Origin of the sequence: Paraburkholderia ginsengiterrae, from assembly GCF_001645125.1 — a bacterium.
Classification (GTDB): Bacteria; Pseudomonadota; Gammaproteobacteria; order Burkholderiales; family Burkholderiaceae; genus Paraburkholderia; species Paraburkholderia ginsengiterrae.
Genome location: NZ_LXKA01000011.1, coordinates 126,750 through 153,298 on the forward strand (window position 1 = coordinate 126,750; position 26,549 = coordinate 153,298).

Annotated in this window: 15 protein-coding genes; 5 read left to right on the plus strand and 10 right to left on the minus strand. The window is 64.5% G+C overall.

Annotation, left to right across the window (positions count from 1 at the left end; all coding sequences use genetic code 11):
- Positions 1-4 precede the first annotated feature (4 nt).
- The 8 genes from treY to A6V37_RS00690 form a co-directional block, all read right to left on the minus strand.
- Complete coding sequence (gene treY / locus A6V37_RS00655) at positions 5-2,863, minus strand: malto-oligosyltrehalose synthase (RefSeq protein WP_064271048.1); 2,859 nt, start codon at positions 2,861-2,863, stop codon at positions 5-7.
- On the minus strand, positions 2,860-5,064 hold the full coding sequence (gene malQ, locus A6V37_RS00660; protein ID WP_064271047.1) for a 4-alpha-glucanotransferase: 2,205 nt from the start codon (positions 5,062-5,064) through the stop codon (positions 2,860-2,862). Before malQ ends, treY begins: the two co-directional genes overlap by 4 nt.
- Positions 5,061-6,983 (minus strand): malto-oligosyltrehalose trehalohydrolase, encoded by a 1,923-nt coding sequence (gene treZ / locus A6V37_RS00665; protein WP_064271046.1) that lies wholly within the window; start codon positions 6,981-6,983, stop codon positions 5,061-5,063. Before treZ ends, malQ begins: the two co-directional genes overlap by 4 nt.
- An 82-nt stretch (positions 6,984-7,065) precedes the next feature.
- Entirely contained in the window at positions 7,066-9,285 is a 2,220-nt protein-coding gene (glgX, locus tag A6V37_RS00670) for a glycogen debranching protein GlgX (protein ID WP_064271045.1), read from the minus strand.
- 105 nt (positions 9,286-9,390) lie between these two features.
- Entirely contained in the window at positions 9,391-11,601 is a 2,211-nt protein-coding gene (glgB, locus tag A6V37_RS00675) for a 1,4-alpha-glucan branching protein GlgB (RefSeq protein WP_064271044.1), read from the minus strand.
- Positions 11,594-15,058 carry a maltose alpha-D-glucosyltransferase gene (gene treS / locus A6V37_RS00680; protein WP_064271043.1) on the minus strand — a complete coding sequence of 1,155 codons (3,465 nt, stop codon included), beginning with the start codon at positions 15,056-15,058 and terminating at the stop codon, positions 11,594-11,596. Before treS ends, glgB begins: the two co-directional genes overlap by 8 nt.
- The gene (locus A6V37_RS00685; protein WP_064285671.1) at positions 15,055-18,507 is read right to left on the minus strand and encodes a maltotransferase domain-containing protein; all 3,453 of its coding nucleotides are present in this window, start codon (positions 18,505-18,507) and stop codon (positions 15,055-15,057) included. Before A6V37_RS00685 ends, treS begins: the two co-directional genes overlap by 4 nt.
- A gap of 464 nt (positions 18,508-18,971) precedes the next feature.
- On the minus strand, positions 18,972-19,634 hold the full coding sequence (locus A6V37_RS00690) for a DUF1345 domain-containing protein (RefSeq protein ID WP_064271041.1): 663 nt from the start codon (positions 19,632-19,634) through the stop codon (positions 18,972-18,974).
- Between the two features lie 349 nt (positions 19,635-19,983).
- Between A6V37_RS00690 and A6V37_RS00695 the strand changes: the two genes are divergently transcribed.
- From A6V37_RS00695 to A6V37_RS00710, 4 genes are all read left to right on the plus strand, one after another.
- Positions 19,984-20,577, plus strand: a complete 594-nt coding sequence (locus tag A6V37_RS00695; RefSeq protein WP_064271040.1) for a sugar dehydrogenase complex small subunit — start codon at positions 19,984-19,986, stop codon at positions 20,575-20,577.
- A 104-nt stretch (positions 20,578-20,681) separates the two neighbouring features.
- A complete protein-coding gene (locus tag A6V37_RS00700; protein WP_064271039.1) occupies positions 20,682-22,283 on the plus strand; it encodes a GMC family oxidoreductase in 1,602 nt (533 codons plus the stop codon).
- A gap of 19 nt (positions 22,284-22,302) precedes the next feature.
- Positions 22,303-23,727, plus strand: a complete 1,425-nt coding sequence (locus tag A6V37_RS00705; RefSeq protein WP_064285673.1) for a cytochrome c — start codon at positions 22,303-22,305, stop codon at positions 23,725-23,727.
- Positions 23,728-23,873: 146 nt separating this feature from the next.
- Complete coding sequence (locus A6V37_RS00710; protein WP_207547672.1) at positions 23,874-24,611, plus strand: metallophosphoesterase; 738 nt, start codon at positions 23,874-23,876, stop codon at positions 24,609-24,611.
- Between the two features lie 27 nt (positions 24,612-24,638).
- Here A6V37_RS00710 and A6V37_RS00715 read toward each other — a convergent pair whose 3' ends face one another.
- Both A6V37_RS00715 and A6V37_RS00720 read right to left on the minus strand, forming a co-directional pair.
- The gene (locus A6V37_RS00715; protein WP_064271036.1) at positions 24,639-25,340 is read right to left on the minus strand and encodes an RES family NAD+ phosphorylase; all 702 of its coding nucleotides are present in this window, start codon (positions 25,338-25,340) and stop codon (positions 24,639-24,641) included.
- Positions 25,337-25,774, minus strand: coding sequence for an MbcA/ParS/Xre antitoxin family protein (locus tag A6V37_RS00720; RefSeq protein ID WP_064271035.1), 438 nt, complete (start codon positions 25,772-25,774; stop codon positions 25,337-25,339). The genes A6V37_RS00715 and A6V37_RS00720 overlap by 4 nt, the downstream gene beginning before the upstream one ends.
- Positions 25,775-25,857: 83 nt before the next feature.
- Between A6V37_RS00720 and A6V37_RS00725 the strand changes: the two genes are divergently transcribed.
- Positions 25,858-26,532, plus strand: coding sequence for a hypothetical protein (locus tag A6V37_RS00725; protein ID WP_242665926.1), 675 nt, complete (start codon positions 25,858-25,860; stop codon positions 26,530-26,532).
- Positions 26,533-26,549: the final 17 nt, after the last annotated feature.

Genomic DNA, 26,549 nt, shown 5'->3' on the forward strand with positions numbered 1-26,549 from the left:
GCCGTCAGCTGCGTGGCACACCTTCCTCCACCAGCACTGCTATCGGCATCGAGCCCAACGCGTCGCGCAAATATAACAGGCCGTTCTCATCGATCTTCGGTGCCGCGGGACTCAGCCAGTCGAACAACGCTCTGGCCGACAGATCCGCCGGCATTTCCACCGCGGTGTCCCCCCAGGCCTGCGGATCGATCATCGGCACATCGCTGTTCCCGCCGAGCAGACCGGCAGCGAGCCGGCTTGCCACCACCACCGCCCACGCATTGCCGTGCCGCCGCGCGAACGCGATCGCATGCGGTGCATGCGCGCCGCGCACGACAAGCGGCAAGTACACGCTCTGACTCAGCAACTCCGGCAAATACGTTCGCAGCGCGAGTACGCGCTGGATGACCGCGAGCTTCACGCGGCCATCGCGCCAGCCCGGCAGATAATCCGACGGCGGCGTTTGCACGAGCCACGCGTCGCGTTTCGCGAAATCGACGGGCCGGCGATTGTCCGGATCCACCAGGCTGAAGTCCCACAATTCGGTGCCTTGATAAAGATCGGGAATCCCAGGCGATGCCAGTCGCAACACCGTCTGCTGCAAGCTATTGAGCGCGCCGGCAGGGCCAATTCGCTCGACGAACGCGGACAACACCTCAAGGAATCCGTCGCGCCGCTGCGGCGCCAGGATGTCGAACAGGAAGTCGCGGCAGCCGGCCTCATACGCTTCGTCGGGCGCGAGCCAGTTGGTCTGCAGTTTTGCTTCGCGCAGCGCCTTCAGTTGCCATTGCGCGACGCGCTCGGCCAGGTCCTTCACGCCCGCTGCGTCGTCCGGTTTCAGATCCGGCGGCCAGCAGCCCACCAGTGTCTGATACAGCATCGCTTCGGCGGCGGGACCGGGTGCCCAGTCGTAGCCCCTGTCCTGACCAACGCTGCTGACCGGCTTGCCATCCAGCGCACGGCGATGCGGCGCATTCAACGTGGACCACGCGCGCAAGGTCGCGCCCCAGTCCTGGGCGATCTCGCTCAACACGGCGAGCCGCGCGCGCACGTCTTCGCCGCGTTTGTGATCGTGCGTGGCCGTGGCGAGCATGGCGTGCGGGAAGTGTTGCGAGCGCTCCAGATTCGCCGCGTGAAACTGCTCGACGGAGAGCGCGAATTCGCTCGGGTCCGAGCCGACTTCATTGCGCGACAACAGTCGGCCGTAGCGATAGCACGCGGTGTCCTCCACCGCCTTCGCGGCGACCGGCGCGGTCAACTGGGAAAACAGCGTTTGCGCCGTGCGTCGCGAGGAACCGGCATGGTTCGGCGGCGCGCTATTCTGGCCTTGTTGGGCCGCCGCGCCGTTTCGTCCGGCCGGCGCTTCTTCGGCGCTGTCGCCGAGCCACGCGTTCACGAGATCGAGCGTGGCATGGTCGGCGCGCGAGAGCGAGTGACGAGCGCCCGCCAGCGCCTGATCGAAGTAGAGGTTGTCCGTGGTGCTGCGCAAACCGTTCTGCGGATAGATTCGATACACCGGAAAATGCACGACCAGTTCGATCAGCACCCGCCGCAGCGTGGTGAAGGTGAAGTCGCGCGTGGTTAGCGAGTCGCGTGCGATGCGATGCAACGCACGCGCCGCGCGGTCCAGTTCCGCGGGGAAGTTTTCCGCGAGCATCTTGCGGCGCGCGGCAAGGCACTCGCCTTCGAAGCGCGGGCTGCGGCCGGTGAGTTCGGTCCACGTCTGCGCGAGCGGCTCGGCGCCGTCCGGATCGTGCAGCAGCGCACCCACGTCGTTCATGAAATCGTAGCCGGTCGTGCCGTCCACGGGCCAATCGTCGCGCAGCGGTTCGTCACGGCCAAGAATCTTTTCCACTACGACATACGGCGCGGTGTCGCGCAGTTCAGTGAGACGCTGCCTCAAGCGCTGACAGTATTCGCGCGGCTCGGCGAGGCCGTCGATGTGATCGATCCGCAAGCCGTCCACCACGCCCTCCTGATACAGACGGAAAGGCAGTGCATGCACGGCCTCGAACACCTCGGGCCGTTCCACGCGCACGCCCGCGAGCGCTGAAATATCGAAGAAACGCCGCCAGTTCAGTTCGTCCGACGCGGTGCGCCACCATGCCAGGCGGAAATGCTGCCGCTCGATCAGCCGGTGCAGGCGGTCGCGCGTCACCGGCTCGTGCGGCGAATACGCCTGCAGCGCGAACTCGATCGCCGGGCCGCCGTTTTGCGCGACGAATTCGCGCAGCATCTCGCGTCCTTCCGCGGCGCGCGGCTGATCGGCAGGCTGCGTCGTGACCCCTTGAAAGCGCTCGGCGAGCGCGTTGAGATCGGCACGGTCGGCGCTTTGCAGAATCGACGCGTAGTCGATCGGGCACACTGGGAACACATGCGGTCCGTAGCCGATATAAAAACGCCCTGTGTCGCCAGCGAAATGCAGCGCGATGCGGCCCGCCGCGAGTTCCTCGCCGTACGGCGCGCCGAGCGTCGGCTGCAGCACCTTGCCGCGCAAGGCCGGATCGGGCGAATGCCAGTCCACGTCGAAATGCCGCGCATACGCGCTGTGACGGCCCCATTCGAGGATATCGAGCCACCACGCGTTGCTCGAGCCGCCGACGCCCATGTGGTTCGGCACGATGTCTACGATCAAGCCCATGCCGTGCACGCGCAGTTGATCGGCGAGGCGCTTCAGGCCCGCCTCGCCGCCGCATTCGGCGCTGACCTGGGTGTAGTCGACGGTATCGTAGCCGTGCGTCGATCCTGGCTCCGCAGTCGTAATGGGCGACGTGTACAGATGGCTGATGCCGAGCGCGGCGAAATAGCCGACGTGCTTCGCGGCGTCGTCGAACGTGAAGCCTCGATGGAACTGGAGGCGCAGCGTGGAGCGTGGGACGGTCATGGCGTATCAGGCTCTGAAGAAGCGTTGGAAGCCGCCGCCGATGCGGAAGCGTGGCGCGCGCGATCGACCGCGAGCAGGCGGTCGCAGAAGCTGTCGTTGTCGAACAGCTCGCCAACCGGCAAGGCCACGCGGCGGCGCCAGTTCGGATGCTCGTCGATCGAGCCGGGCAGATTGGGTTGCTCGACCTGGGCGAGCAGATCCTCCAGCGGAAATGTCACCAGCGGTCCGGGCGTGGCGGCGACGAAGGCCAGCGCCTCGTCCACGGGCGCGCTCTCCGGCGGCGGCGCGTCGACACCTGGCGCGGCTACTCCGGCTTGCTGGAATGCGCGCCATAGCTCGGCACGGTCCCGCGCGCGTTCCTGCTGGGCGACTTCTTCGGGATCGCGGCCGTCGGCACGCGCCATGGTCTGGCCGATCCTGTTGCGCCAGCTAATGTCGCTGCCGCGCCACCAGCCGGCCACGGTGGGCAGATCGTGCGTGGTCGTGGTGCCGACCGCATGGCGGTCCCATTGCTGCGGCGGCTTGAAACCGCTGCCGCCGTACGCGCCTTCGAACCACAGCACGCGAATCCCGGCGAGGCCATGGTCGTCGAGCCGCTCGCGAAAGCCGGGTGGCACGGTGCCGAGGTCCTCGCCGATCACGATCGCGCGATGCCGCCACGATTCGAGCGCGATCAGCCGCAGCAGGTCTTCGAGCGGATAGCGCAGGTAGGCGCCATGCCGTGCGCTTTGACCTTCGGGCACGAGCCATAGCCGCCGCAAGCCGAGAATGTGATCGATGCGCACGCCGCCCGCATGCGCGAACGCCGCCCGCAGCATGTCGATGAAGGCGGTAAATCCCTGCGTGCGCATGGCGCGCGGCGAGAAGGTGGTCAGCCCCCACGCCTGGCCGGCCTGATTGAACAGATCGGGCGGCGCCCCGACTGACACGCCTTGCAGCATGTCGTCGCGATACGACCACGCGTGACTGCCGGCGCTATCGCAGCCCACCGCGAGATCGGCGATCAGGCCGACGGCCATGCCGGCATCGCGCGCCGCGTACTGTGCGTGCGACAGTCCCTTGGCGGCGAGCCATTGCAGAAACAGATGAAACGCGACTTCGTGGCCGTTGGCCTCGGCAAAGGCTTCGACTTCCGGGCTGCGCGGATCGCGCAACGCGTCGGGCCAGTTGCGCCAGTGTCCGTTGCCGCCTTGTGCGAGTTGAGCGGCCTGTAGCGCTTCGAAACGCGCGTGGTCTTCGAGCGCGCGTCCAGCGCGTTCACAGAAGCCGTGAAATTCCAGCGCGCGTGGCGTGTCCAGCGCGCGTTCCTGCGTGCAGAAGCGCTCGTACAGCGTGCGCAAGACCTTCAGCTTCAGCACGACGGCGTTCGGCCAGTCGATCAACGGCAAGTCTTCGAACGCCGACCAGGCATGCGTGGCCCGCGCGGTATCGAGCGCCGCGTGCAGCGCATCGCCGCCGAACACGGCGGCGGGATCGATATGCGTGACGTTCAGCCACAAGCGCGACGACGGCGAATACGGACTGAAGCGGTTCGGTTCCGCGCTGAACATGGCGTGGGTCGGACTGACGGCGAGCGCATGCGCGCCACGCTTCGCGCTTTCGATCGCGAATTGTGCGAGCGCCGAATAATCGCCGATGCCGCCGTCACCAGTGCGGCGCAGACCGTACAACTGCGCGGCGATGCCCCACAGCGGAGGCGCGGACGCGGCGCTGCCGGCCTCGTTGTTGTGCAGCGTGCGCCAGGCATCGGCGATGGTGTAGCAGCGCGACGGCGCCACCGCGAGCGTCACATGCTGGTCGTTGATCACAAGCGTGTGATAACCGGGTTCGTCGATCGGTGCGAGCAGGGCTTCTTCGCCTTTGGGCGCGGTAAAGCGGCCGTCGATGATCGAGCCGCTTTCGAGGTCGATCCGATAATGGCTTCCCGATTTGATCGCGGCGGCCGGCAACGCAATGCCGCGGCCGATTTCCGCGGTCATCAGCGGCGGCAGTTTGCGGCCTGACAATTCGGCGTCCAGAGCGGCCGCGCTGTGCCGGATCTGCGTGGCATTGCCGCACGGCAAACCCATCTGTTCGAGCAGCACGGACAGCGTGCTCTCAGGCACGTGCTGCGTGGTGTGGTGGGCGTCCTGCCACTCCACCTCGAAGCCCGCGCGCGCGGCGAGCGTGACGATCGTGTCATTGGAGTGTCGGGTAGTCACGCGCGGTGCTCCTGGTGTCCCACGATGCGGGCATCGTGGCCGATGGCATAGCCGCCGACGTCGCCGGTCAGCCACGCGACGAACGCATACGGCGGCAAAGTCTTGAGTTCGATCTGATCGCGCACGCGCGGCGGCGTTTCGAAAATCACTTTGCCGGCGGGAATCTCGGCGAGCATGACACTCTCCTTCGAGAGATTCAGCGCGGCCGACAACGTCTCACCGTCGCCCAGTTTCCAGCGGGCAATCAGCGCATTGGCGTCGCCCCCGTTGGCCCCGCTCAGCACCGTCACGCCGCAGGCCTTGCCATGTTTCAGGCGTGGCGTAATCAGCTTGGCGCGCACGGCTAGCGCGGACTTGTAGAAGTGCATCCAGTCGAGGCGGTCTTTCGCTTCATCTTCGTCGAGCCTGGATGTGTCATCCGGCCCAGGCGGCGATGACGCGCCGAACGTCTTCACGTCGTTAGGATCGGGAATCTGCGCGCGTTGCTTCTCGTCGCTGAACGCCGAAAAGCGTGCGAATTCGCGCCGTCGTCCTTCGCGCACCGCATCGGCGAGATCGCCGGTGTGGTCCGTGAAAAACAGGAAGGGTTGCGTCGAGCCATATTCCTCGTCCATGAACAGCAGCGGAATTTGCGGCGACAGCAAGAGCAGGGCGGTGGCGGCGCGCAACGCATCATCCGAAGTGAGCTTTCGAAGGCGTTCGCCGAACGCGCGATTGCCGATCTGATCGTGGTTCTGCAGGAACATCACGAACGATGCAGGCGGCAAATGCCCGCTCGCTTCGCCGCGTGGCCGGCCGTCGTGAATCGGCGACGGGTCGCCCTGATACGCAAAGCCTTCCGACAGCACGCGCGCGAGGCGCCGGATCGGCTGCTCCTCGTAGGCGTGGTAATAGCCCTCCGTTTCGCCGGTAAGCAGCACGTGCAGCGTGTTGTGCGCGTCGTCGTTCCATTGCGCGTCGAAGTGCGTGTCCAGCAGGCTCGCGCTGTTGTGCTCGTTTTCCAGCACCAGATGCACATGCCGTCCATGCTGCACCCTCGCGCGAATATGGTCGGACAATTCGCGCAGCCACGCATGATTGCCAATGGCGTGCACGGCGTCGAAGCGCAGCCCGTCGAGACGATATTCGTTGATCCAGTAGACGGCGTTATCCGTGAAGAAGTCGCTGACTTCACTGCGCTCGAAATCGATCGCCTGGCCCCACGGCGTGTGCGTGCTTTCGCGGAAAAACGGGCGCGCGTACTGGTAAAGATAATTGCCGTCCGGGCCGAAGTGGTTGTAGACCACGTCGAGAAACACCATCAAGCCGAGACCGTGGGCGGCGTCGATCAGCGCTTTCAGTTCCTCGGGGCGGCCGTAGGCGGAATCGGGCGCAAATGGCAGGACGCCGTCGTAGCCCCAATTGTGCCGGCCCGGGAAATCCGCCAGCGGCATCAACTCGATGGCGGTCACGCCGAGTGCGGCGAGAGTCGGCAAGCGCTTCTGCACGCCTGCATATCCGCCCATCGCGCCCACGTGAAGTTCGTACAGCACCGTTTCTTCCCAGGGCCGGCCGTGCCAGGTGGTCTGCTCCCAACGGTACGCGCGCGGGTCGATCACTTCACTCGGTCCATGCACGTCCTGGGGCTGAAAGCGCGACGCCGGATCGGGCACCGCCTGCCCGCCGTCCAGCCGGTAGCGGTACAGCGTGCCCGCGCCGGTGTTGACGGCGGCTTCGAACCAGCCGTTGCCGGCTGGCGTCATGCCGTGCGCGCCTTGAGCCGGCCCGTTTTCGATGACCACCTCGACCTGCTTGCACGAAGGCGCCCAGAAGCGAAACCGCGTGCACGGATTCGCGCCTGCCGCGCCGAGCAGTTGCGCGCCGAAGGGCAGGCAATGCGCGTGATGATGCGCATGAGGATCAATCGGGCTTTCGGACATGTTTCGTGCCCCTTCAGTTTCGCTTTCGAGCCGTACCTTGCATGCTGTTCCGCCGCGGCGCCGTGGCCGCCTGAGTGCTCATCTATGTCGACGGCGACGTATCGCTGCTGGGCGGATGCTCGCCCGGATCGGGCGGCAGCGCAGTCAGAAGCCGCGGCCCGTGCTGCGCACCGGCCTTCCAGCCCGCCTGCCAGTCGGCTTCGCCTACCGGTTGCGCGGCCAGCATCACGAGGCCATGTGCGGCCACTTCGACCTCGGGAACCGCCAGCGCATGGGGCGCGCTTTCCGGTTCAGCCGTGTCCAACAGCACGTGCCATTCCAGATGCGGCGCGGGCGGCGTAAAGCGCAGCATGTCCTCATTGGCGTTGAGCATCATTAACAATACTTCGGTTTCGCCGTTTAAGCCTGGTCCGGCGCGCCGCAGTGTGAACGCGCGGCCTTCCGGGTCCTGCCAGGCTTCGATGGTGAGCGGGTCGCCGTTTTCGTCGAACCAGCCCACATCGAACAGGCCCGGCAACACTTCGCGGTCGCCGAACAGAAAGCGCGTTTCGCGCAGCAGCGGATGGGCTTTGCGCAGCGCGATCACTCGCGCGACGAACTCGGTCATCTGGCGGCTGTCCGGCGATTCTGCATGCTCCCAGTCGAGCCATGACATTTCGTTGTCCTGGCAATAGGCATTGTTGTTTCCGTTCTGCGTCCGCAGCGATTCATCGCCTGCCAGGATCATCGGTGTGCCGAGCGCCATCAGCAGCGTGGCGATCAGCGAACGGGCCACGCGTTGGCGGGTGGCGAGAATCGCGGGGTCGGCGCTCGTGCCTTCGGCGCCCCAGTTGCGGCTGCAATTTTCATTGTGGCCGTCGTTGTTGTCTTCTCCGTTGTTTTCGTTGTGTTTCTGCTCGTATGCCGTCATGTCGGCGAGCGTAAAACCGTCATGTGACGTCACAAAATTGACGGAGGCCCACGGCTTCCTGAAGCGCCGGTTGAACAGGTCGGCCGAACCCGTCAGACGAGCGGCGAGGTCGGGGCGCAAGCCCGCGTCGCCACGCCAGAAGCGGCGCACGGTGTCGCGGAAACGGTCGTTCCATTCCGCGAATCCCGGCGGATGATTGCCCAGCTGATAGCCGCCAGGCCCGATATCCCACGGCTCGGAGATCAGCTTGCGCTGCGACAGGATCGGGTCCTGGCGGATCGCGTCGAAGAAGCCGGAACCCGGATCGAAACCATGCTGCTCGCGCCCGAGGGTGACGCCGAGATCGAAGCGGAAGCCGTCGATATTGAACGCCGTCGACCAGTAGCGCAGCGAATCCATCACCATCTGCAACACGCGGGGATGCTGCAGATTCACGGTGTTGCCGCAGCCGGTGTCGTTGATATGGTGGCGCTCGTCGCCCGGGATCAGCCGGTAATAACTGGCGTTGTCGAGGCCGCGCCACGAGACCGTCGGTCCCATCTCGTTGCCTTCGCAGGTGTGGTTGTAGACCACGTCGAGAATGACTTCGATGCCGGCCGCGTGCAACTGGCGCACGGCAATGCGCATTTCGTCGAGCCGGTGCGTGCTCAGGTACGAAGGCTCCGGCGCGAAAAACGCCGCCGTGTTGTAACCCCAGTAGTTGCGCAGGCCGCGCTCCACCAGAAAGCGGTCGTTGAGAAACGCGTGCACGGGCAGCAGTTCGACGGCGGTCACACCGAGTTTCAACAGACGCTCGATGAAGTCCGGCGAAGCCAGCGCCGCGAACGTGCCGCGCTCGTGCTGGCGCAAATCGGTGCGCAGCATCGAGGCGCCCCGCACATGCGTCTCGTAGACGATGGTGTCGCCCCACGGCACGTTCGGGCGTTTGTCGTGCGACCAGTCGAAGGCTTCGTCGACCACGACGCACTTCGGCATGGCCGGCGCCGAATCGCGCCGGTCGATGGACAGGTCAGCGCGATTCGAGTGCACGCGATAACCGAACAGCGCATCCGACCAGCGAAACTGTCCGACCAGTTTGCGCGCATACGGATCGAGCAGCAGCTTGTGCGGGTTGAAGCGCTGCCCGTGCTGTGGCTGATACGGTCCGTGCGCACGAAAGCCATACGCGGTCCCCGGATGCGCGTTAGGCAGGTAGCCGTGCCAGACTTCGTCGGTGCATTCAGGCAGCGTGAAGCGGCGAATCTCCTTTCGGCCGGCGGGATCGAACAGGCAGAGTTCGATTTTCTGCGCGTTCGCCGAGAACACCGCGAAGTTGACGCCGAGGCCGTCCCACCTTGCACCGAGCGGATAGGGCAAGCCCGGCAAAAGCCGGTCGGGCAACGCATGCGACATGATTCCCTTTCCTTGTTCTGATTGTCGAACGCTATCGTGGGTGGTTATGCAACGCGCGCACGGCGCGAAGAACGCGCCCGCCGAGCCCGCGTTTCAACATGCCGGTCATTCCGCGCGCAATACGATCGTCGCCAGCGGCGGCAGCGTCAGCGCAGCCGAATGCGGCCAGCCGTGACTCGACATGGGTTCGGTATGGATCAAGCCGCCGTTTCCCATATTCGAGCCCCCGTACACGCTGGCGTCCGTATTCAGCACCTCGGCCCAGCGTCCGCCGCGCGGCATGCCGATCCGGTACCCCACTCTCGGCACCGGCGTCATGTTGCAGACCACGACGAGTTCGCGGCCGGCGCCGTCGGTGCGGCGATAGGCGAATACGCTGTTGCCGTTGTCGTCGCCGATCAGCCAGTCGAAGCCGCCCGGTTCGCAGTCGAGCAGGTAGAGCGCGGGCTCTTCGTGGTACAGACGGTTCAGATCGCGCACCAGTTTCTGCACGCCGTGATGGTTCGAGTCGTCGAGCAGATGCCAATGCGGCGACGCGTCGTGGTTGAATTCCGCCATCTGGCCGAATTCTCCGCCCATGAACAGCAGCTTCTTGCCAGGATGCGTCCACATGAAACCGAAGTAGGCGCGCAGATTGGCAAAGCGCTGCCAGGTGTCGCCTGGCATCTTGCCGAGCAGCGAGCCTTTGCCGTGCACCACTTCGTCGTGCGAAAGCGGCAGCACGAAACGCTCCGAGTAGGCGTACACCATCCCGAAGGTCATATTGTGGTGATGGTATCGGCGGTGGATCGCATCCTCTTGCATGTAGTGCAGCGTGTCGTGCATCCAGCCCATGTTCCATTTGAACTGGAAGCCGAGACCGCCGCTTTCGAGGGGCGCCGTCACGCCCGGCCACGCCGTCGATTCCTCCGCGATCGTGATCGCGCCCGGCACGCCGGGCACATAGCCGACTTCGTGATTCAGGCGTTTCAGGAACGCGATCGATTCGAGGTTCTCGCGGCCGCCGTAGATGTTCGGCACCCACTCGCCGGCGGCGCGCGAATAGTCGCGATACAGCATCGACGCCACCGCGTCCACGCGCAAACCGTCGACGTGATAGCGCTTCAGCCACGCCAGCCCCGAGGCGATCAGGAACGCGCTCACCTCGTGGCGGCCGAGGTTGTAGATCATCGTGTTCCAATCCTGGTGATAGCCTTCGCGCGGGTCCGCGTGTTCGTAGAGCGGCGTGCCGTCGAAGTCCACCAAGCCATGCGCGTCGTTCGGAAAGTGCGCGGGCACCCAGTCGAGAATCACGCCGAGTCCGGCTTCGTGCGCCCTGTCGACGAAGTGCGCGAACTGCTCGGGTTTGCCGAAGCGCGCGGACGGCGCGAACTGTCCAAGCGGCTGATATCCCCACGATCCGCCGAACGGATGCTCCGCAATCGGCATGAACTCCACGTGCGTGAAGCCCATGCCTTTCACGTACGGAATCAGCCGCTCCGCAAGCTCTTCCCAATCGAGTCCGCGCTGCCCTTCCTCCGCGATACGCAGCCAGGATTCGGCGTGCACCTCGTAGATGGAGATCGGAGCGCGCGCGGTTTGTTTATCGGCGCGCGACTCGATCCACGCGTGATCGCTCCACGGAAACTGCTCGACTTCATCGACATGCGCCACCACCGATGCCGTGCCCGGCGGCTTTTCCGTCTGCATCGCGCAGGGATCGGCCTTCAGGGGCAGCGGGTGGCCATCGCGCGAAAGCAGTTCGTATTTGTAGCGCGTGCCCGGACCGACGCGCGGCACGAACAACTCCCACACGCCGGCCTGATGACGCAGCCGCATGGGATGACGGCGGCCGTCCCACGCATTGAAGTCGCCCACCACCGAGACGCGCCGCGCATTCGGCGCCCACACGGCGAAGCGCACGCCGGGTATGCCGTCCACGTCCATCGGACGCGCACCGAGGCATTCGAGCACCGCATAGGGATCGCCGCCCGCGAGACGGCCGAGCGGCTCGTCGCCGAGTATAGGGCCAAACGAATAGGTGTCCTCGATTTCCTGCACAACGCCATGCCAGTCGATCCGCAAGCGATACGGCGCCGCGGACGTGACGCGTCCTGCAAAGAGGCCGGGCCGCAACTGCTCGAGTTCGCCCAGCATCGAACCGTTGGCGCGCGAGATCACGCTGACGTGCGCGGCATTCGGCAGCAGCGCGCGCACCACCGGACCAGCGTCGGTCTGATGGAGCCCGAGCTGAGAAAAAGGATCGGGATGGCGCGCTTCGACGAGGGCGTCGATTTCGAGCGGTTGGAGGCCGATGGCCGGATCATGCTCACTCATAGTCGCCCTCCGCCGGATCGGGTGGCGTGGCGGCGCCTGGCGCATGGGCGGAGGCAGCCTGGGCGTGCTCGCCGGTGTCGCCGAGCAAACGGCTCGTGAGCGCGGCGAGGCCGCGCACCGGCAAGCCGAGCCATGTCGGGCGGTTGGCCGCCTCGTAGCGAATCTCGTAGGCGGCCTTTTCGATCAGGAACAGATCGAGCAGCGCCTGTTCGGCCTCGGGCGCGACGAGGGGTGCCGGCGTTTCAGCCGCGGCCATGCGGTACTCGGCGAGGAACCTCTCGGTGGCATGCGCGCGGAAACGCTCGAACAATATGCGCTTGCGATCGGCGGTCTGTTGCGGCGCGCTTTCCATGGTGGACTGCGCAGCCGCGGCCGCATACGACAACGAGCGCATCAAGCCGGCCACATCGCGCAGCGGACTCGACTTCTGGCGCCGTTCTTCCAGCGTGCGTGCCGGCTCGCCTTCGAAGTCGATCAGATACGCGTCGCCTTGCGCGACCAGTACCTGGCCGAGGTGGAAGTCGCCGTGAATCCGGATGCGCAGGGCGGATACGTCAGCGGGAACCAGCTCGTTGACGGCAGCAACCAGCGCCGCGCGGCGCTGGATCAGGCTCTGCGCAAGCGCCTGCGTTTCGGGGTCGGTCATCTGCTCGATGCGCGTCGCGAGCAGATCGAGCGCGCTGGCGAGCATCGCCTGCGTGCCGTCCACCCATGCCTTCACCTGCGCCTGGCTGGCGGGCTCCGGCGCGAACGCCGGATCGTCGGTCTGCGAGGCGAGCGCCACGTGCAGTTCGCCCAGCCGCTTGCCGATGATGCCGGCCAATTCGCTATAGCCCTCCATAAAAATGGCTTCGTTATCCCGATCAGTTGGAGACGGCGTCTCAGTATCGGCGGTGATCGCGAGTTCATCCACCGAGCGGCGCAGATAGTCGAGCGACCAGTTCCACGCATCGCCCTGATTGTCGATGTAGCCCTGCAGGATGGCGAGCGTATGCGGCACGCCTTCGGGATCGACGCGCACCACTTCGCCATACAGCGGCGCGGTGTTCGCATAACCGAGCTGAGTCAAATAGCGGCTGATTTCCGCCTCCGGATGAATGCCGCTCACGAGACGGCGCACCAGTTTCAGCACGGCGGCGTCGGCGACGATGAGCGAGCTGTTGCTCTGCTCGGCCGCGAGCCAGCGAATCTCCGGCCGTTCGCCGAGATCGTCGAGTTCGGTGAAACGCTCGGTGGGCAGGAATCGGATCTCGCTCTTCTGCACGGTCGGCACCACGGCGCGTTCGCGCAGCTTGCGCATCACGCCATGGGCGAAAATCGGCAGCGCGAACGCGTCCGTCAGGTGGCCGACGTTGCGGCCGCGCCGCACGCGCGCCAGCGCCAGTTGCATGAAGAGCGGCGTGGTGGTTTCGCCGCCCCACGTAATCGCGATTGGCACCACGTAGCGTTCGGTATGGTTGCCCACATCGGCTTCGATTTCGGTGAAGGCAAAGCCGCCGTTAGGGATCGTGGTCAAGGCGGCGAGGTGCACCGCATGCATCTTCTGATCCTTCGACGCGAACCAGCGGCGGCGGCTGAGCCACGAGGGCAGCACTTCCGATTCGAGCAGGCGCACGTTCTCCGGCGTCGGACCGACTTGACCTTCGCGGATCACGATGGTGACGAATTCCGGCAACGGCTCCGAATGCGCCTGCGCCCACGTAGGACGCTGGCCGCTCGAACACAGCATGAACCACAGAAAGCCATACGGCGGGAATGTCAGTAGATAAGTCAGTTGGCCGATGCCCGGGAACACGGAATCAGCGGTCATTTCGATCGGCACGGCGCCATTGAACTCGGACAGATCGAGTTCGACGGCTTGCGGCGCGCGCGACAGATTCGCCACGCACAGAATCGGCGGCTCGTCCGGCATTTCCCGCAGATACGCGAGAATCTTGCGGTTTTCTGGTTTCAGGAAGCGGATCGTGCCGCGCCCGAAGGTCTGCTTGGCACGCCGCGTGGCGAGCATGCGCCGGGTCCAGTTCAGCAGCGAATGCGGGTCGCGGCTTTGCGCTTCCACATTGACCGCGTCGAAGCCGTACAGCGAACCCATGACCGGCGGCAGCACGAGTTGTTCAGGATCGGCCCGCGAGAAACCGCCGTTGCGATCGGACGACCACTGCATCGGCGTGCGCACGCCGTCGCGGTCGCCGAGGTGAATGTTGTCGCCCATGCCGAGTTCGTCGCCGTAATAGATCACGGGCGTGCCGGGCATGGACAGCAACAGCGAGTTGATCAGCTCGATACGGCGGCGGTCGCGCTCCATCAGCGGCGCGAGGCGGCGGCGTATGCCGAGATTCAGGCGCGCGCGGCGGTCGCTCGCATAGGTATTCCACAGATAGTCGCGCTCGGAGTCCGTGACCATCTCTAGCGTGAGTTCGTCGTGGTTGCGCAGGAAAATCGCCCACTGGTTCGATTCGGCGAGATCCGGCGTTTGCCGCATGATGTCGGTAATCGGAAACCGGTCTTCGCTCGCAATCGACATGTAGATGCGCGGCATCAACGGAAAGTGAAATGCCATGTGGCATTCGTCTTCCTCGCCGAAGTATTCCTTGACGTCTTCCGGCCACTGGTTCGCTTCCGCGAGCAGCATCCGGTTCGGATACTCGGCGTCGATGGTGGCGCGGATTTTCTTCAGCACCGCGTGCGTTTCCGGCAGATTCTCGTTGTTCGTGCCCTCGCGTTCGACCAGATAGGGCACCGCGTCCAGCCGCAATCCGTCGATGCCCATATCGAGCCAGAAGCGCATGACCTGCAGCACCTCCCTCAGCACGGCCGGATTGTCGAAGTTCAGATCGGGCTGATGCGAATAGAAGCGATGCCAGTAATACGCGCCCGCCACCGGATCGTGCGTCCAGTTCGACGGCTCGGAATCGATAAAGATGATCCGCGTTTCCTGGTACTTCTGATCGGTATCGGACCACACGTAGTAGTTGCGATGGTTCGAACCCGGCTTCGCGCGGCGTGCGCGCTGAAACCACGGGTGCTGATCCGACGTGTGGTTGATGACCAGTTCGGTGATCACGCGAATGCCGCGTGCGTGCGCTTCCTGAATGAAGCGTTTCACGTCGGCAATCTGGCCGTAGTCGGGATGCACGCTGCGGTAATCGGCGATGTCGTAGCCGTCGTCGCGTCGTGGCGACGGATAGAACGGCAGCAGCCAGATCGCGTTCACCCCCAGTTCGGCGATGTAGTCGAGCTTCGCGATCAGGCCGGGAAAGTCGCCCACGCCGTCGTTGTTCGCATCGAAGAACGACTTGATGTGCACCTGATAGATGATCGCGTCCTTGTACCAGAGCGGATCGTCGCTCAAGGCGGCGGGTTTGCCGCGCCGATGCGAGCGTGCTTTCGTGGCACTGCCGGCCGCTGCACTGGTATGGGCCTGCGACGTGGTTTGAGCTGGATCGTCACGCTTCATGTCCCACCTTCCATTGGAGTTTGGTAGCCAGCGTCTGCGTGAAGGGCGCCATTGGTGCCGCCGTCGGCTTCATCCGGCCGTTCGGCGGGCAGGCCGCCGAGCGGCGCGAGGCGCCAGATCGAGAAGGGCTGGTCCGAGGCGAGCTGTATGTGCTGCCAGCGGTCATGCCATTCGAAGCGCGCGCCGGTCATCTGGTCGACGACTTCCAGCGCGCTGTGATCGTGCAGATTCCATCGCTGGAACGTGTCCGACGATAGTTCGATATCCGCGCCCTGTTCGTTGAACGGGTCGAGATTGATGGCGACAACTATGACGTTGTCGCGCGATTCGGTTGCTTTTTCGAAGAACAGAATATGGTCGTTGTGCGCGGGCAGAAACGTCAGGCCGAGATGCGTTTGCAGCGCCGGATTCGCACGGCGGATCCGGTTCAGCGCAGTGATCTCGCCGACGATATTGCCGGGCCGGTTCCAGTCCCACGCGCGTAACTGATACTTCTCGGAGTCGAGATATTCCTCGCTGTTGGGCAGCGCGGCCGCTTCGCAAAGCTCGAAACCGCTATACACGCCCCACAAGCCGGCCAGCGTCGAAGCAAGGGCCGCGCGAATCAGAAAGCCCGCGCGCCCTTGCGACTGCAAATGGCGCGGATTGATGTCCGGCGTATTGACGAAAAAGTTCGGGCGATAGAAATCACGCGCGCCGGTCTGCGTGAGCTCGCTCATGTATTCGATGAAATCGCGCTTCGACTCGCGCCACGTGAAATACGTGTAGGACTGCGAGAAGCCGATCTTGCCGAGGCGATTCATCATGCGCGGGCGCGTGAAGGCTTCGGCGAGGAAAATCGTCTCGGGGTGGCGCGCGCGCACATCGGCGATCACCCATTCCCAGAATGGCAGCGGTTTGGTGTGCGGGTTGTCGATGCGGAAAATATGCACGCCCGCTGCGATCCAGAACAGAAATACGTCGCGCAGCGCGAGCCACAAATCGGGCTTGGCGTCGTGCGCATAAAAGTCGGGATTGACGATGTCCTGATACTTCTTCGGTGGATTTTCCGCATAGCGCAGCGTGCCGTCGGGTCGCCACGCAAACCACGTCGGATGTTCCTTGAGCCAGGGGTGATCCGGCGAGCACTGCACGGCGAAATCGAGGGCGATCTCGAGGCCATGCGCTTGCGCGGCGGCAAGCATCGCCTTGAAGTCGTCGAGCGTGCCCAGTTGCGGATGCACGGCGGTGTGGCCGCCCTCCGCCCCGCCGATCGCGTACGGACTGCCGACGTCGCCCGGCTGCGCGTTCAGCGCGTTATTGCGGCCTTTGCGATTCGCGAGGCCGATCGGATGAATCGGCGGGAAGTACAGCACGTCAAAACCCATGTCGCGGATGCGCGGCAGTTTCGTCGTGACATCCGCGAAGGTGCCGTGGCGCGTTTCGTCGTCGCTCATCGAACGCGGGAAGATCTCGTACCAACTCGCGAAGCGCCCGGCGGTCCGATCGACGTCAAGCTTGTAGATGACCGGATCGCGGCTCAGGGAGGGCCGGTGGCGCGCGGCGGTCATCGCGCTGGCCGTGGCCGGCGCGAGGAGAATGGCGAGCTTGGCTTGCGCGTCGGACTTGGTGAACGTCTTGACGATCTGTTCGAGCGGTTTCGTCGCGGCGCCGTCGGCGGTCTCTACTTCGGCGAGCACCAGCGCGAACAGATGCGCGGCTTCGTCGAGTTCGAGCTCGACGGTCTGATTCGCTTTCAGCTTCTTCTGGACATGCTCCACCAGCGAGGCGAAGTCATCGCGCCACGCGATCACGGTGAACTCGTGACGGCCCACGCGTTCGAGCGGAATGCGCGCATGCCAGAGGTCGAGGCCGGCGGGTGGTGCAGGCGTCATCAGCACTTCGTGCCAGGCGGTTTCGTCGGCGGCGCGCCAGATTACGGCGGCGGCGATTTTGTCGTGGCCTTCGGCGAAGATCGCGGCGCTGATCTCGACCCGCTCGCCCACGGCGCGCTTGGCCGGGAAAGCGCCGTGATCGACGGAAGGCGTCACGCTTTCGATTGCCACACGCGGCGCGTTGATCGCGTCGAGCACGCTCTTGTGACCGCTGCGCGTCGAGTTCGCCTTGTCGATAGGTGGTGCAAGGCAGACCGGCTTTTCCGCGGACGCATGGAACAGGCTGACGGCGCCAGGCGCGAGCGTGAACGGTGCAAGTGAGGCGGGCTCGGTGCTGGCCGGCGCGTCGAGCTGCACGAAACGGGTGAAATTGCCGGGCACGCCCGCAAGGAAGCGCGCGGGATCGACGCGCACCGGCGTGCTGAGTTCAGGGTTGATGGCGATCAGAAGCGCTTCGTCGGCGGTACGCAAGTCGGGCTGATTAGCGCGCAGCAGGACCGCCGCGGCTGCGCCGGGCCCGCTGAGCGAGCGCAATTCTCCGTTGGCGTACAGCACGTTGCTGTTGTGCGCGGCGGCGTTCGCCTGCTTGATGGGCGCCGAGAGATCGAATCGCTTCGCTTGAACGGCAAGCGAGAACTGCGATGCGTCGCCGCGCGTTTGCGACATCGGCTCGGTGATGCCGTATTCGAAACCCATCGGCATCATCCAGCCCGTGCCGATGGCGGCGGACGTGAAGAGCGCGCGCCGGTACGCCCGTTCCACGATGGCGGCGTCGTGGGCATCGCTTAGCTCGGCGGCCAGACGTGTGCCGTAAGGGGCTTCGGGAAACGCGATGGGCGCGCCGATGCGCGCGAGCGCGGCGTGCTCTTCGGCCATCCAGGTCGCGCGGAAGTCCCACCAGCGCACCGAGGAGAACGCACTGTCGAAGCCCGCGCCTTCCAGCCCGGCCAGGTCGCCACGCGCGAGGCCGGGGGTAGCGGCTAGCAGGCGCGCGCCAGGGTGCTTTGCGCGCACGGCGTCGCCCAGCTGCCGCCAGACGGCTGCGGGCACGCGATGCGGTGAATCGAAGCGGAAGCCGCCCACGCCGGCTTCGGCGAGCGCCAGCAGGTGCCGCGTCCACCAGCCGGTCAACGCGGCGCGGCTGCCGGCATCATTGAAGTTCGCATACGCGACGTTGTCTTCGCGATGCACATGGCGCGGATCGAGCCGCGCCTCGTCCGATTCGAAGGCATGGAACCAGTCGGCGTGCTCGGCATAGAGCGCGCCGTCGGCGGCCATCCGGTCGATCACCAGATCGACCAGCAAGGTCAAGCCATGCTGACGGGCGGTGCTCGCAAGCGTGCGTATCGTGTCGGCCGCCGGTTGCCGGGCTCCGAACACAGGATGCAGCCGGGCATGGTTGCCGACCACCTGGCCGTGGCCCGCCTGCCCGGGCTCGAACAGGTTGCCGATCAGCGCGTGATCGAAGCCCAGCGCGGCGGCGTGCGCGAACTGCGCAGGCCATGCGTCGAGCGGCCCAACCAGAAGTGAATGAAGAAAGTAAATCCGCGGCGCGTACCCGTTTGGAGATTCCATCGGTCGTTTCCAGATTCGTCCTGCTGCGGTGTGGATGCAGTTGGCATGCGATCACAGCGCTCATTGAGCTTCCAGAGCCGGCAACCGCGCAATGCACGAAGCAATGGCGCGTACTGGTCAATGTAGTGCAAAGATCGTCGCCCCGCTGGCCAGTAAGGGGTGATTTGACGCCATGCGTTGCTGGAACGGGCTGATCAGAGCGACTCATTAGCCGCAGCAAACGCTGTGCCAGTGCGGTTCGGCGTGGCGTCATGCCGGGTTGAGCCGGCGCGCCAGGGTGCGCTTGGCGGACGATGTCGAGGGATGGATGCGCCGGCGTGCGCGAGGAGGGATGCGCGGCGGTAGGCGGCGCGGCATGTAAAACAGGCCGGCAGCGTCCGGGTTTTACATGCCGCGCGCAAAGACTGGGGCGGTGATCGTGAAAACCGGCGCTCTATGCGCCCAGAATCATGATGTCAGCCATGTTACGAGCCTACCAGGCCCGCTGCGATATTCACGCACAAGCCGAGTACGGCGACGTTGAAGTAGAACGAGAGAATGGATTGTGCGAGCGCGGCGCGGCGAATCGAGCGCGAGCGCAGCACCACGTCCGACGTTTGCGAGGCGACCGCGATGGTGAACGAGAAGTACATGAAATCCCAGTAGTTCGGCTGGAGCTTGTGGTCGGGAAACAGCAACGGTGTTTCCGTAGCATCGGTGTCGTAGTAAAGCCGGGCGTAATGCTGCGTGAAGATAGTCGGAATCATGAACCAGGCGCCGATCATCGTGAGCCCGGTGAGCGTGTAGTGCCACACGGTGGAAGCGCCGGCCGTGCCCTTCGCCGAGGCCAGTTCCAGCACGATCGCGGCAAGACTCGCCACGGTTGCCACGCAGATCAGCATGAGCACCACGCCTGCATTCTCATCGTCGCGGCGGGCGAAGTCACGTACGCGGCTTTCGTCGGCGGTGGCCATGTGCACCCAGATCAGAACCAGAAAGCTCCACACGGCGGCGTCCCAGCCGACCAGTCCACGGGCCATCGGACGCGTGTGTTCGGGCACGGCGAGGGCAGCGGCAAGGCCGAATATCAGGCCGATCACCATGCGCGGCCGGTTGCGAAGAATCTGCGGATAGTATTTTGTGAGCATGGTTTGTCGTGTGGAGGACTCTCAGTGTCGCGGATTCTACCCGCGCCTCGACCACCATTTGTCGAATCGGGTGGTCACAGGCTATAGTCTTTCGCAACGCCCTTGCGTGCCGCTTTCAGTTGAAAGGCGATTGGCAGGCGGCAGGTATTTTTCGCAGTGCGTGCCATGCGGCACATGCGATTTCATATGAGTGTCATCGGCACAGCATAAGGCGGCGCGCACCCGTATCGCGCCGGCTCACAAGACCGCTCGAGCGGCGTCAGACCAGGTTTGGGGTAGAGATCCATGCAACGCGAACGGCTACGCCACCGCATTGCAAGTTGAGAATGACTCACCATCTGGAGTCCCCATGACAGATGTTCGAGAGAACAACCCTGCGCACCACGAAGTGACGCATTCGGCCGAGCCGCCGCCGTTTGTTTCATTCTCCTCATCGCGCAGAACCTGGGTGCTTGGCGCATGCGCCGCAGCCGCGGCACTTGCGTTTGCCGGAACCGGTCGCCCATTCTCGTGGATCACGCCGGCCTTCGCCGACGCACCCGCAGGCGGCGGACTCGACGCGTTCCTTGCACTCTCGCAACGCCTCACCGGCCGCACGGGCTTCGACGCTACGCTCGGCAAGCGTGTCTATACGGCCCTCGCCATATCCGACAGCCAGTTCACGCAGAACGTCGCCGCGCTCAACACGTGGCTGCAAGGCCATGGCGGCGTGCCGTCCGATACCGTCACGCAGGCCTTGCAGGTCGACCAGCCCGCGCTCGCGAAGTCCGTGAGCGCGATCATGCGCGCGTGGTATCTCGGCCTCGTCGGAGACATGCCGCACGTGGAAGTGGTCGCGTATGAAAAAGCGCTGATGTTCGATCCCGTCAAGGACGTGCTGACGATTCCGTCCTATTGCCGCGACGTGCCGTTCTACTGGACGAAGAAACCGGTGAGCGCGTGAACGGCATGCCTCTCGCGCGTGCCGCATCGCTCGATTGAATGACGTGGCGAGGCATCGACGCGCGAGTACCGCAAGCAACGATATGCCAGTCGAAGAGGGCAACAATGGCAAACACAAATTCCGCCGATATCGTCGTGGTCGGGTCGGGCGTGGCAGGCGGACTGGTCGCGCATCAGATGGCGTTGGCCGGCGCGTCGGTGATCCTGCTCGAAGCGGGACCGCGCATTCCGCGCTGGCAGATCGTCGAGAACTTCCGCAACTCGCCGGCCAAGTCGGACTTCGCAACGCCGTATCCGTCGACCTCGTATGCGCCACATCCCGAGTACGCGCCGGCCAACAACTATCTGATCCAGAAGGGCGACTATCCGTACAACTCACAGTACGTGCGACTGGTGGGCGGCACGACCTGGCACTGGGCCGCCGCCGCGTGGCGTCTGTTGCCGTCGGACTTCCAGTTGCACAAGCTGTATGGCGTGGGACGCGATTGGCCGTATCCGTATGAAACGCTGGAGCCGTGGTATTTCGCGGCTGAAGTGCAGCTTGGCGTATCGGGTCCCGACAGTTCGGTCGATCTCGGCTCGCCGCGCTCGCGGCCTTATCCGATGAGCGCGCTGCCGCTGTCGTACATGGATCAGCGCTTCAGCGAAGTGCTCAACGCACAGGGTTTCAAGGTGGTGCCTGAGCCGGTGGCGCGCAACAGCCGTCCTTACGATGCGCGGCCGACCTGTTGCGGCAACAACAATTGCATGCCGATCTGCCCGATTGCCGCGATGTACAACGGCGTGGTGCACGCGGAAAAGGCCGAGCAGGCCGGAGCGAAGCTGATTCCCGAAGCCGTGGTGTACCGCGTCGAAGCGGACAACAAAGGGCTGATCACGGCGGTTCACTACAAGGACCCGAGCGGCAACAGCACGCGCGTGACCGGCAAGCTGTTCGTGCTCGCCGCCAACGGCATCGAAACACCCAAGCTGATGCTGATGTCGACCTCGGATAAATTTCCGCATGGCGTGGGTAACAGCTCCGATCAGGTGGGCCGCAATCTGATGGACCATCCCGGCACCGGCGTCACCTTTCTCGCCAATGAGCCGCTGTGGCCCGGACGCGGGCCGATGGAGATGACCTCGATCGTCAATTTCCGCGACGGCGCGTTCCGCTCCGATTACTCGTCGAAAAAACTGCATCTGTCGAACGGCGTGCCGACCATGAGCGTGACCGCCGACCTGCTGAAAAAAGGTCTCACCGGTGCCGAGCTTGACCGTCAGATTCGCGATCGCGCGGCGCGCACGCTGAACATCAACAGCTTTCACGAGCATCTGCCGGAGCCGCAGAATCGCGTGCTGCCCTCGGCGGATCATAAAGACGCGCTCGGCATTCCGCAGCCCGAGATTTACTACTCGATCAACGACTACGTAAAGAAAAGCGCGGCCAATACACACGAGCTGTATGCACAGATCGCCGGACTATTCGGCGGCGCCGAGGTGTCGTTCGACGACACCTTCGCGCCCAACAATCACATCATGGGCACCACGATCATGGGCAGCGACCCGGCGGATTCGGTGGTCGACGCGGATTGCCGCACGCATGACCACTCCAATCTGTTCATCGCCAGCAGCGGCGTAATGCCGACCGCTGCATCGGTGAATTGCACGCTGACGATCGCCGCCTTGTCGCTGAAACTGGCCGACAAGCTCAAGCGCGAAATCTGAGCCGCCACGGAGAGCCACCATGACGAAGAACACCTCTCGCGTGCAACCGGCCGATGCGCTGATGCGGCAAGCGCGCCGCCATCCCTTCAGGGTCGCGACGCTGGCGGCGGCTTTTTCGCTGTTTGCGCTCTATGTCGCCTGGCACGAGGCACACGGCCCCGGCGCGCGGCATAACGATGAGCTGCCCATCCTCCAGGCTCGCGCGGACGACAATGCACAACCGGCCGATGGCGCGGCAATGCCCGCTGCCGCGGCCGGCGGCGATCTGGTCAAGCGCGGCGAGTACCTTGCACGCGCCGGCGACTGCGTGGCCTGCCACACGGCCGACAAAGCCCGTCCTTACGCGGGCGGTCTGCAGATCAACACGCCGTTCGGCACTATCGTGACGCCGAACATCACGCCGAACCCCGACACCGGCATCGGCCGATGGAACGATGCCGATTTTCTGCGCGCGATGCATGAAGGCATCGGCAAGAGCGGTGAGCGGCTTTATCCGGCGTTCCCGTATGCGGAGTACACCAAGGTCACCGATCAGGACGTGCTGGCCATTCGCGCGTACCTGAATACGCTCACGCCGATCCACTACGCACCGCCGGCCAACAGCCTGAAATTCCCGTTCAACCAGCGCTGGCTGATGGTGTTCTGGAATCTGTTCAATTTCACCGAGGGCCGCTTTGTGCCCGATCCCAAGCAAAGCGCCGAGTGGAATCGCGGCGCGTATCTGGTGGAGGGACTCGCGCATTGCGAGGAGTGTCATACGCCGCGTAATTTCATGCAGGGGCTGAAGTCGAGTTCGCGTTTTTCAGGCGAGGTGCAAGCCGGGTGGCACGCCTACAACATCACACCGGACAAGAACAGCGGCGTGGGCAACTGGAGCGACGACGAACTGGTGTCGTACCTGTCGACCGGCGCTGCGCCTGGCCGGGCCAATGCAGCCGGTCCGATGGCCGAAGTGGTGAGCGACAGCACGCAATACCTGACGCATGAGGACCTCGGTTCGATCGTCAAGTATTTGCGCACGGTGCCGGCGGTCAGCGGCGGCGAAGTGCGCGCGCGCGATCAATGGGGCCATCCCGCCGACGCCGTTACGGCGCTTCGCGGCACCGCGATCACGGGGGTGAACGGTGCGCAACTGTTCGTGGCCAATTGCGCGACGTGCCACAACTGGACGGGCCAGGGCGTGGGCGCGAGCGCACCGGGTGCGTATCCCTCGCTGATTCACAACTCGGCGGTGGGCGCGGGCGACGCCAACAATCTGACGATGGTGATCCTGCACGGCGTCAGCCGTACGACCAAGGATGCGGATGTGTTGATGCCCGCCTTCGGCAACGAACTCACCGACGAGCAGGTGGCCGCCATCACCAACTACGTGACCCAGCAGTTCGGCAATCCGCAGTCGACCGTGACGGCCGACCAGGTTGCCAAATTGCGGACTCAGCAATAGTGACCGCGTAGAGATGGGATTTCCGGTAAGGCCTGCCGGAAATCCCCTGCTTTCGCGTGAATTTCGGTCATCTTCACTCTCCGGAGCGCCAGGATAGGATAGGCAACGCTCACACACGGTCGTGCGTGCGGCATTATCATGATCCCATGGCTTCCGTACTCGTCAATTCAGTTCAACATCACGCGACCAACGTGCGCGGGCGCGACTTCGTGGTTGGCGATCTGCATGGCTGCGTCGATGCATTGCGCTATCTGCTGCGCGTGATTACGTTCGACCCGGAGAATGACCGGCTCTTTTCGGTCGGCGATCTGGTGGACCGCGGTGAGCATTCCGAACAGGCCCTGGCGCTGCTCGACAAGCCGTGGTTCTTCGCCGTGCTTGGCAATCACGAGGACACGCTGTGCGCCGTCGCCGACGGACGCGTGCGGCGCCAGTGGTGGTATGGCATCGGCGGCCTATGGGCGACGGCCCTGTCCGACGAACGCTTGCAGCATTACGCGGAAATCCTGCAGACGCTGCCGCTGGCACGTGTAGTCGGCAGTGGCAAAGACCGCTTCAATATTTTGCATGCCGAATTTTTCGGCTCGGACGCCGAACTCGACGCGGGGAATTATTCCGACGAAACCCGCCAGCGCTTGCTATGGGGACGCGACCTCGCGCTGGGTAATGGCGATCCACAACGGCAGCGCGGTCTCTCGCTGACCTATTGCGGCCATACGCCGATGCGCGACATCAAGCAGGTCGGCTCGCAGGTATTTATCGACACCGGTGCATTCGGACCGGGCGGCAAGCTCACCATCGTCGAGCCGCTGGCGTTGCGGCGCTGGTCGATCTCGGTCGACGAAGCTCGCGCGGAAGGGGCGGCGGCGCTGGCGCTGCCATGATGCGGCGCGCGCCTGCGTGCTGAGTCGTCAGCCGATCTGGTTGAGTTCGAACACGATATCCACACTCGTGCCGTTCCAGTTGTATTCCAGATACGCCGCGTGATGGCAGTCGCGCAGCAGCGTTGTGCTGAACGCGGCGAGACATTCCCCGCCATCATCCCGCACGGACGGATACGCGATGCCTGGCGCGCCGGCTTCGCGCACTGCGCGGCCGAGCGATTGTCCGGGCAGATAGTCGTCGGGCGACAGCACCGCGAGATCGAGCGTAGTGTCTTCGCGGATGTCCACCACGAGGCCTTGCGCGACGACCGTGTAGAGCCGCATCTGCTGGCGCATGGGCGGCTCGGCCGTCGCCGCCAGAAATTTTCCCGAGTGATAACGCGTTTCGGCGATTGCGGTGGCGCGTGAGCGGGCGCAATAGAACACGCCGTAGGTGCCGTCGGAGAAGCGGCTGCCGAGCGGATTCAGATGCGTCAACGCGGCCATGATCGGCCCGTAACCGGGCCCGAAGCGACGCTCTTCGCGTGGCACCAGATCGAGTTCGCCGACTTCGGTGCGCAAGCGGTCGTTGGTCATGGCCTCGAGCGCGTACAGCGCGTCGAAATCTTCCGGCGAAGCCACGCGGTCGAATAGATTGATGGCCGGAAAGCGTGTGGGAATCACGCGATACGCGGGCGACCAGTCGAGCGGCGCGGTGCGCCAGCGGTCCTGCCAATGCGGTTGTGTCACGCCCAGCCGCCTCGCATTGCATCGAGATACTGGCGCACGGCCACGAGATCGCTGATGTTGCCGGCCAGCATGCGGTCCAGCGCACGGCGGCCGCCGAATGGCGGCGCGCTGTTGGGGCGCTTGATCCAGGTGTCCGCGGCGCTGGCCTGCGGCAGCAGGATTTGCAGCGCTTTGTAGATGCCGAGCAGCAGCGACAGGCGTTCCAGCGTGTCGCGCCCGAGGCGGGCGGTCTCCGGCGTGGCCTTCCATTTGAAATAGGTGGAGCGGCCGGGCGAGCCGAGCAGCACGATTTGCTCCTCGGCGCTCAAGTCCCAGTCGCGCGCGATGTTGAAGAACGCGCGTAGACCCGCCGCGGACATTTCCGTTAGCGAAGGCGTCGAAGCGGGCCGGCGAATCGGCGCTTCGGGCTGGGTGGCACGGGCAGCATGAGCCATGAGCGGGTAAGTCCTTATGTGTACTTGAAATTAATTCTAGTCTAAATATGGATTTTTGCAAAAGAATATAATTCCGGCTCGTCATGCAAGCCGAAAATCAGGAGAAGCAGGAGATGCGGGTTCGAGCAGTAGCAGTAGCCGCGGCGTTTGCCGCGTTGTGTGTGTCGGGCGCGGCCATGGCCTCGGGTTACGCCGAAGTATGGAATCCGCCCGAGTCGACCGGGCATGTCGCGAAACAGCCGAAGAAAAAGTCGGGTGCGGCCAAGGTCAAGCCTGCCGCCGGTTCAAAAGCCGGCGCGAAGCACGTGGCGGGTGCAAAGCATTCTGCGCCGCACGTGATGGCTGCATCGGCATCGGGACACAGCAATAAGGCGGCGCAGGGACATGTCAAGCCAGTGGCGGCCAAGGGTGTAACGAAGAGCGGGGCCGGGACGGCAGGTGCGCGCAAGACGCCATCGAAAGCGGCCCTGATGGTGCAGAGTGACAAGCCACATGCGAAGCAACACGCGGCGTCGCATGCGCAAGTCGCTCAGGCGAAAACGGGGCAAGGCAAGATCGTGCGTGCCAATCTGGTCCAAGGCCACACGGCTCGTCCTCATGTGGTGAAGGTCGCGGCCAAAACCGGCGCGGCGAAGCCGGCGGCATCTCATGCGAATGTGCCGGCCCAAAGCGCAAACGTTAGCGCCAGCCCGTCATCAAACGTAACGAACAATCCGGCGACTGCCAGCAGCGGTTCGTTGCCGCCGATTTTGCACTGATCAAGCGCTCAGGCCGT

Excerpts from the sequence above, each read along its gene's own strand:
- A6V37_RS00700 (WP_064271039.1), top strand. The coding sequence starts at position 20,682 with ATGGCAAACACAAATTCCGCCGATATCGTCGTGGTCGGGTCGGGCGTG.
- A6V37_RS00690 (WP_064271041.1), bottom strand. The coding sequence starts at position 19,634 with ATGCTCACAAAATACTATCCGCAGATTCTTCGCAACCGGCCGCGCATG.
- A6V37_RS00720 (WP_064271035.1), bottom strand. The coding sequence starts at position 25,774 with ATGGCTCATGCTGCCCGTGCCACCCAGCCCGAAGCGCCGATTCGCCGG.
- A6V37_RS00725 (WP_242665926.1), top strand. The coding sequence starts at position 25,858 with ATGCAAGCCGAAAATCAGGAGAAGCAGGAGATGCGGGTTCGAGCAGTA.
- treS (WP_064271043.1), bottom strand. The coding sequence starts at position 15,058 with ATGAAGCGTGACGATCCAGCTCAAACCACGTCGCAGGCCCATACCAGT.
- treZ (WP_064271046.1), bottom strand. The coding sequence starts at position 6,983 with ATGTCCGAAAGCCCGATTGATCCTCATGCGCATCATCACGCGCATTGC.
- A6V37_RS00705 (WP_064285673.1), top strand. The coding sequence starts at position 22,303 with ATGACGAAGAACACCTCTCGCGTGCAACCGGCCGATGCGCTGATGCGG.
- treY (WP_064271048.1), bottom strand. The coding sequence starts at position 2,863 with ATGACCGTCCCACGCTCCACGCTGCGCCTCCAGTTCCATCGAGGCTTC.
- A6V37_RS00695 (WP_064271040.1), top strand. The coding sequence starts at position 19,984 with ATGACAGATGTTCGAGAGAACAACCCTGCGCACCACGAAGTGACGCAT.
- glgB (WP_064271044.1), bottom strand. The coding sequence starts at position 11,601 with ATGAGTGAGCATGATCCGGCCATCGGCCTCCAACCGCTCGAAATCGAC.
- glgX (WP_064271045.1), bottom strand. The coding sequence starts at position 9,285 with ATGTCGCATGCGTTGCCCGACCGGCTTTTGCCGGGCTTGCCCTATCCG.
- A6V37_RS00685 (WP_064285671.1), bottom strand. The coding sequence starts at position 18,507 with ATGGAATCTCCAAACGGGTACGCGCCGCGGATTTACTTTCTTCATTCA.
- A6V37_RS00710 (WP_207547672.1), top strand. The coding sequence starts at position 23,874 with ATGGCTTCCGTACTCGTCAATTCAGTTCAACATCACGCGACCAACGTG.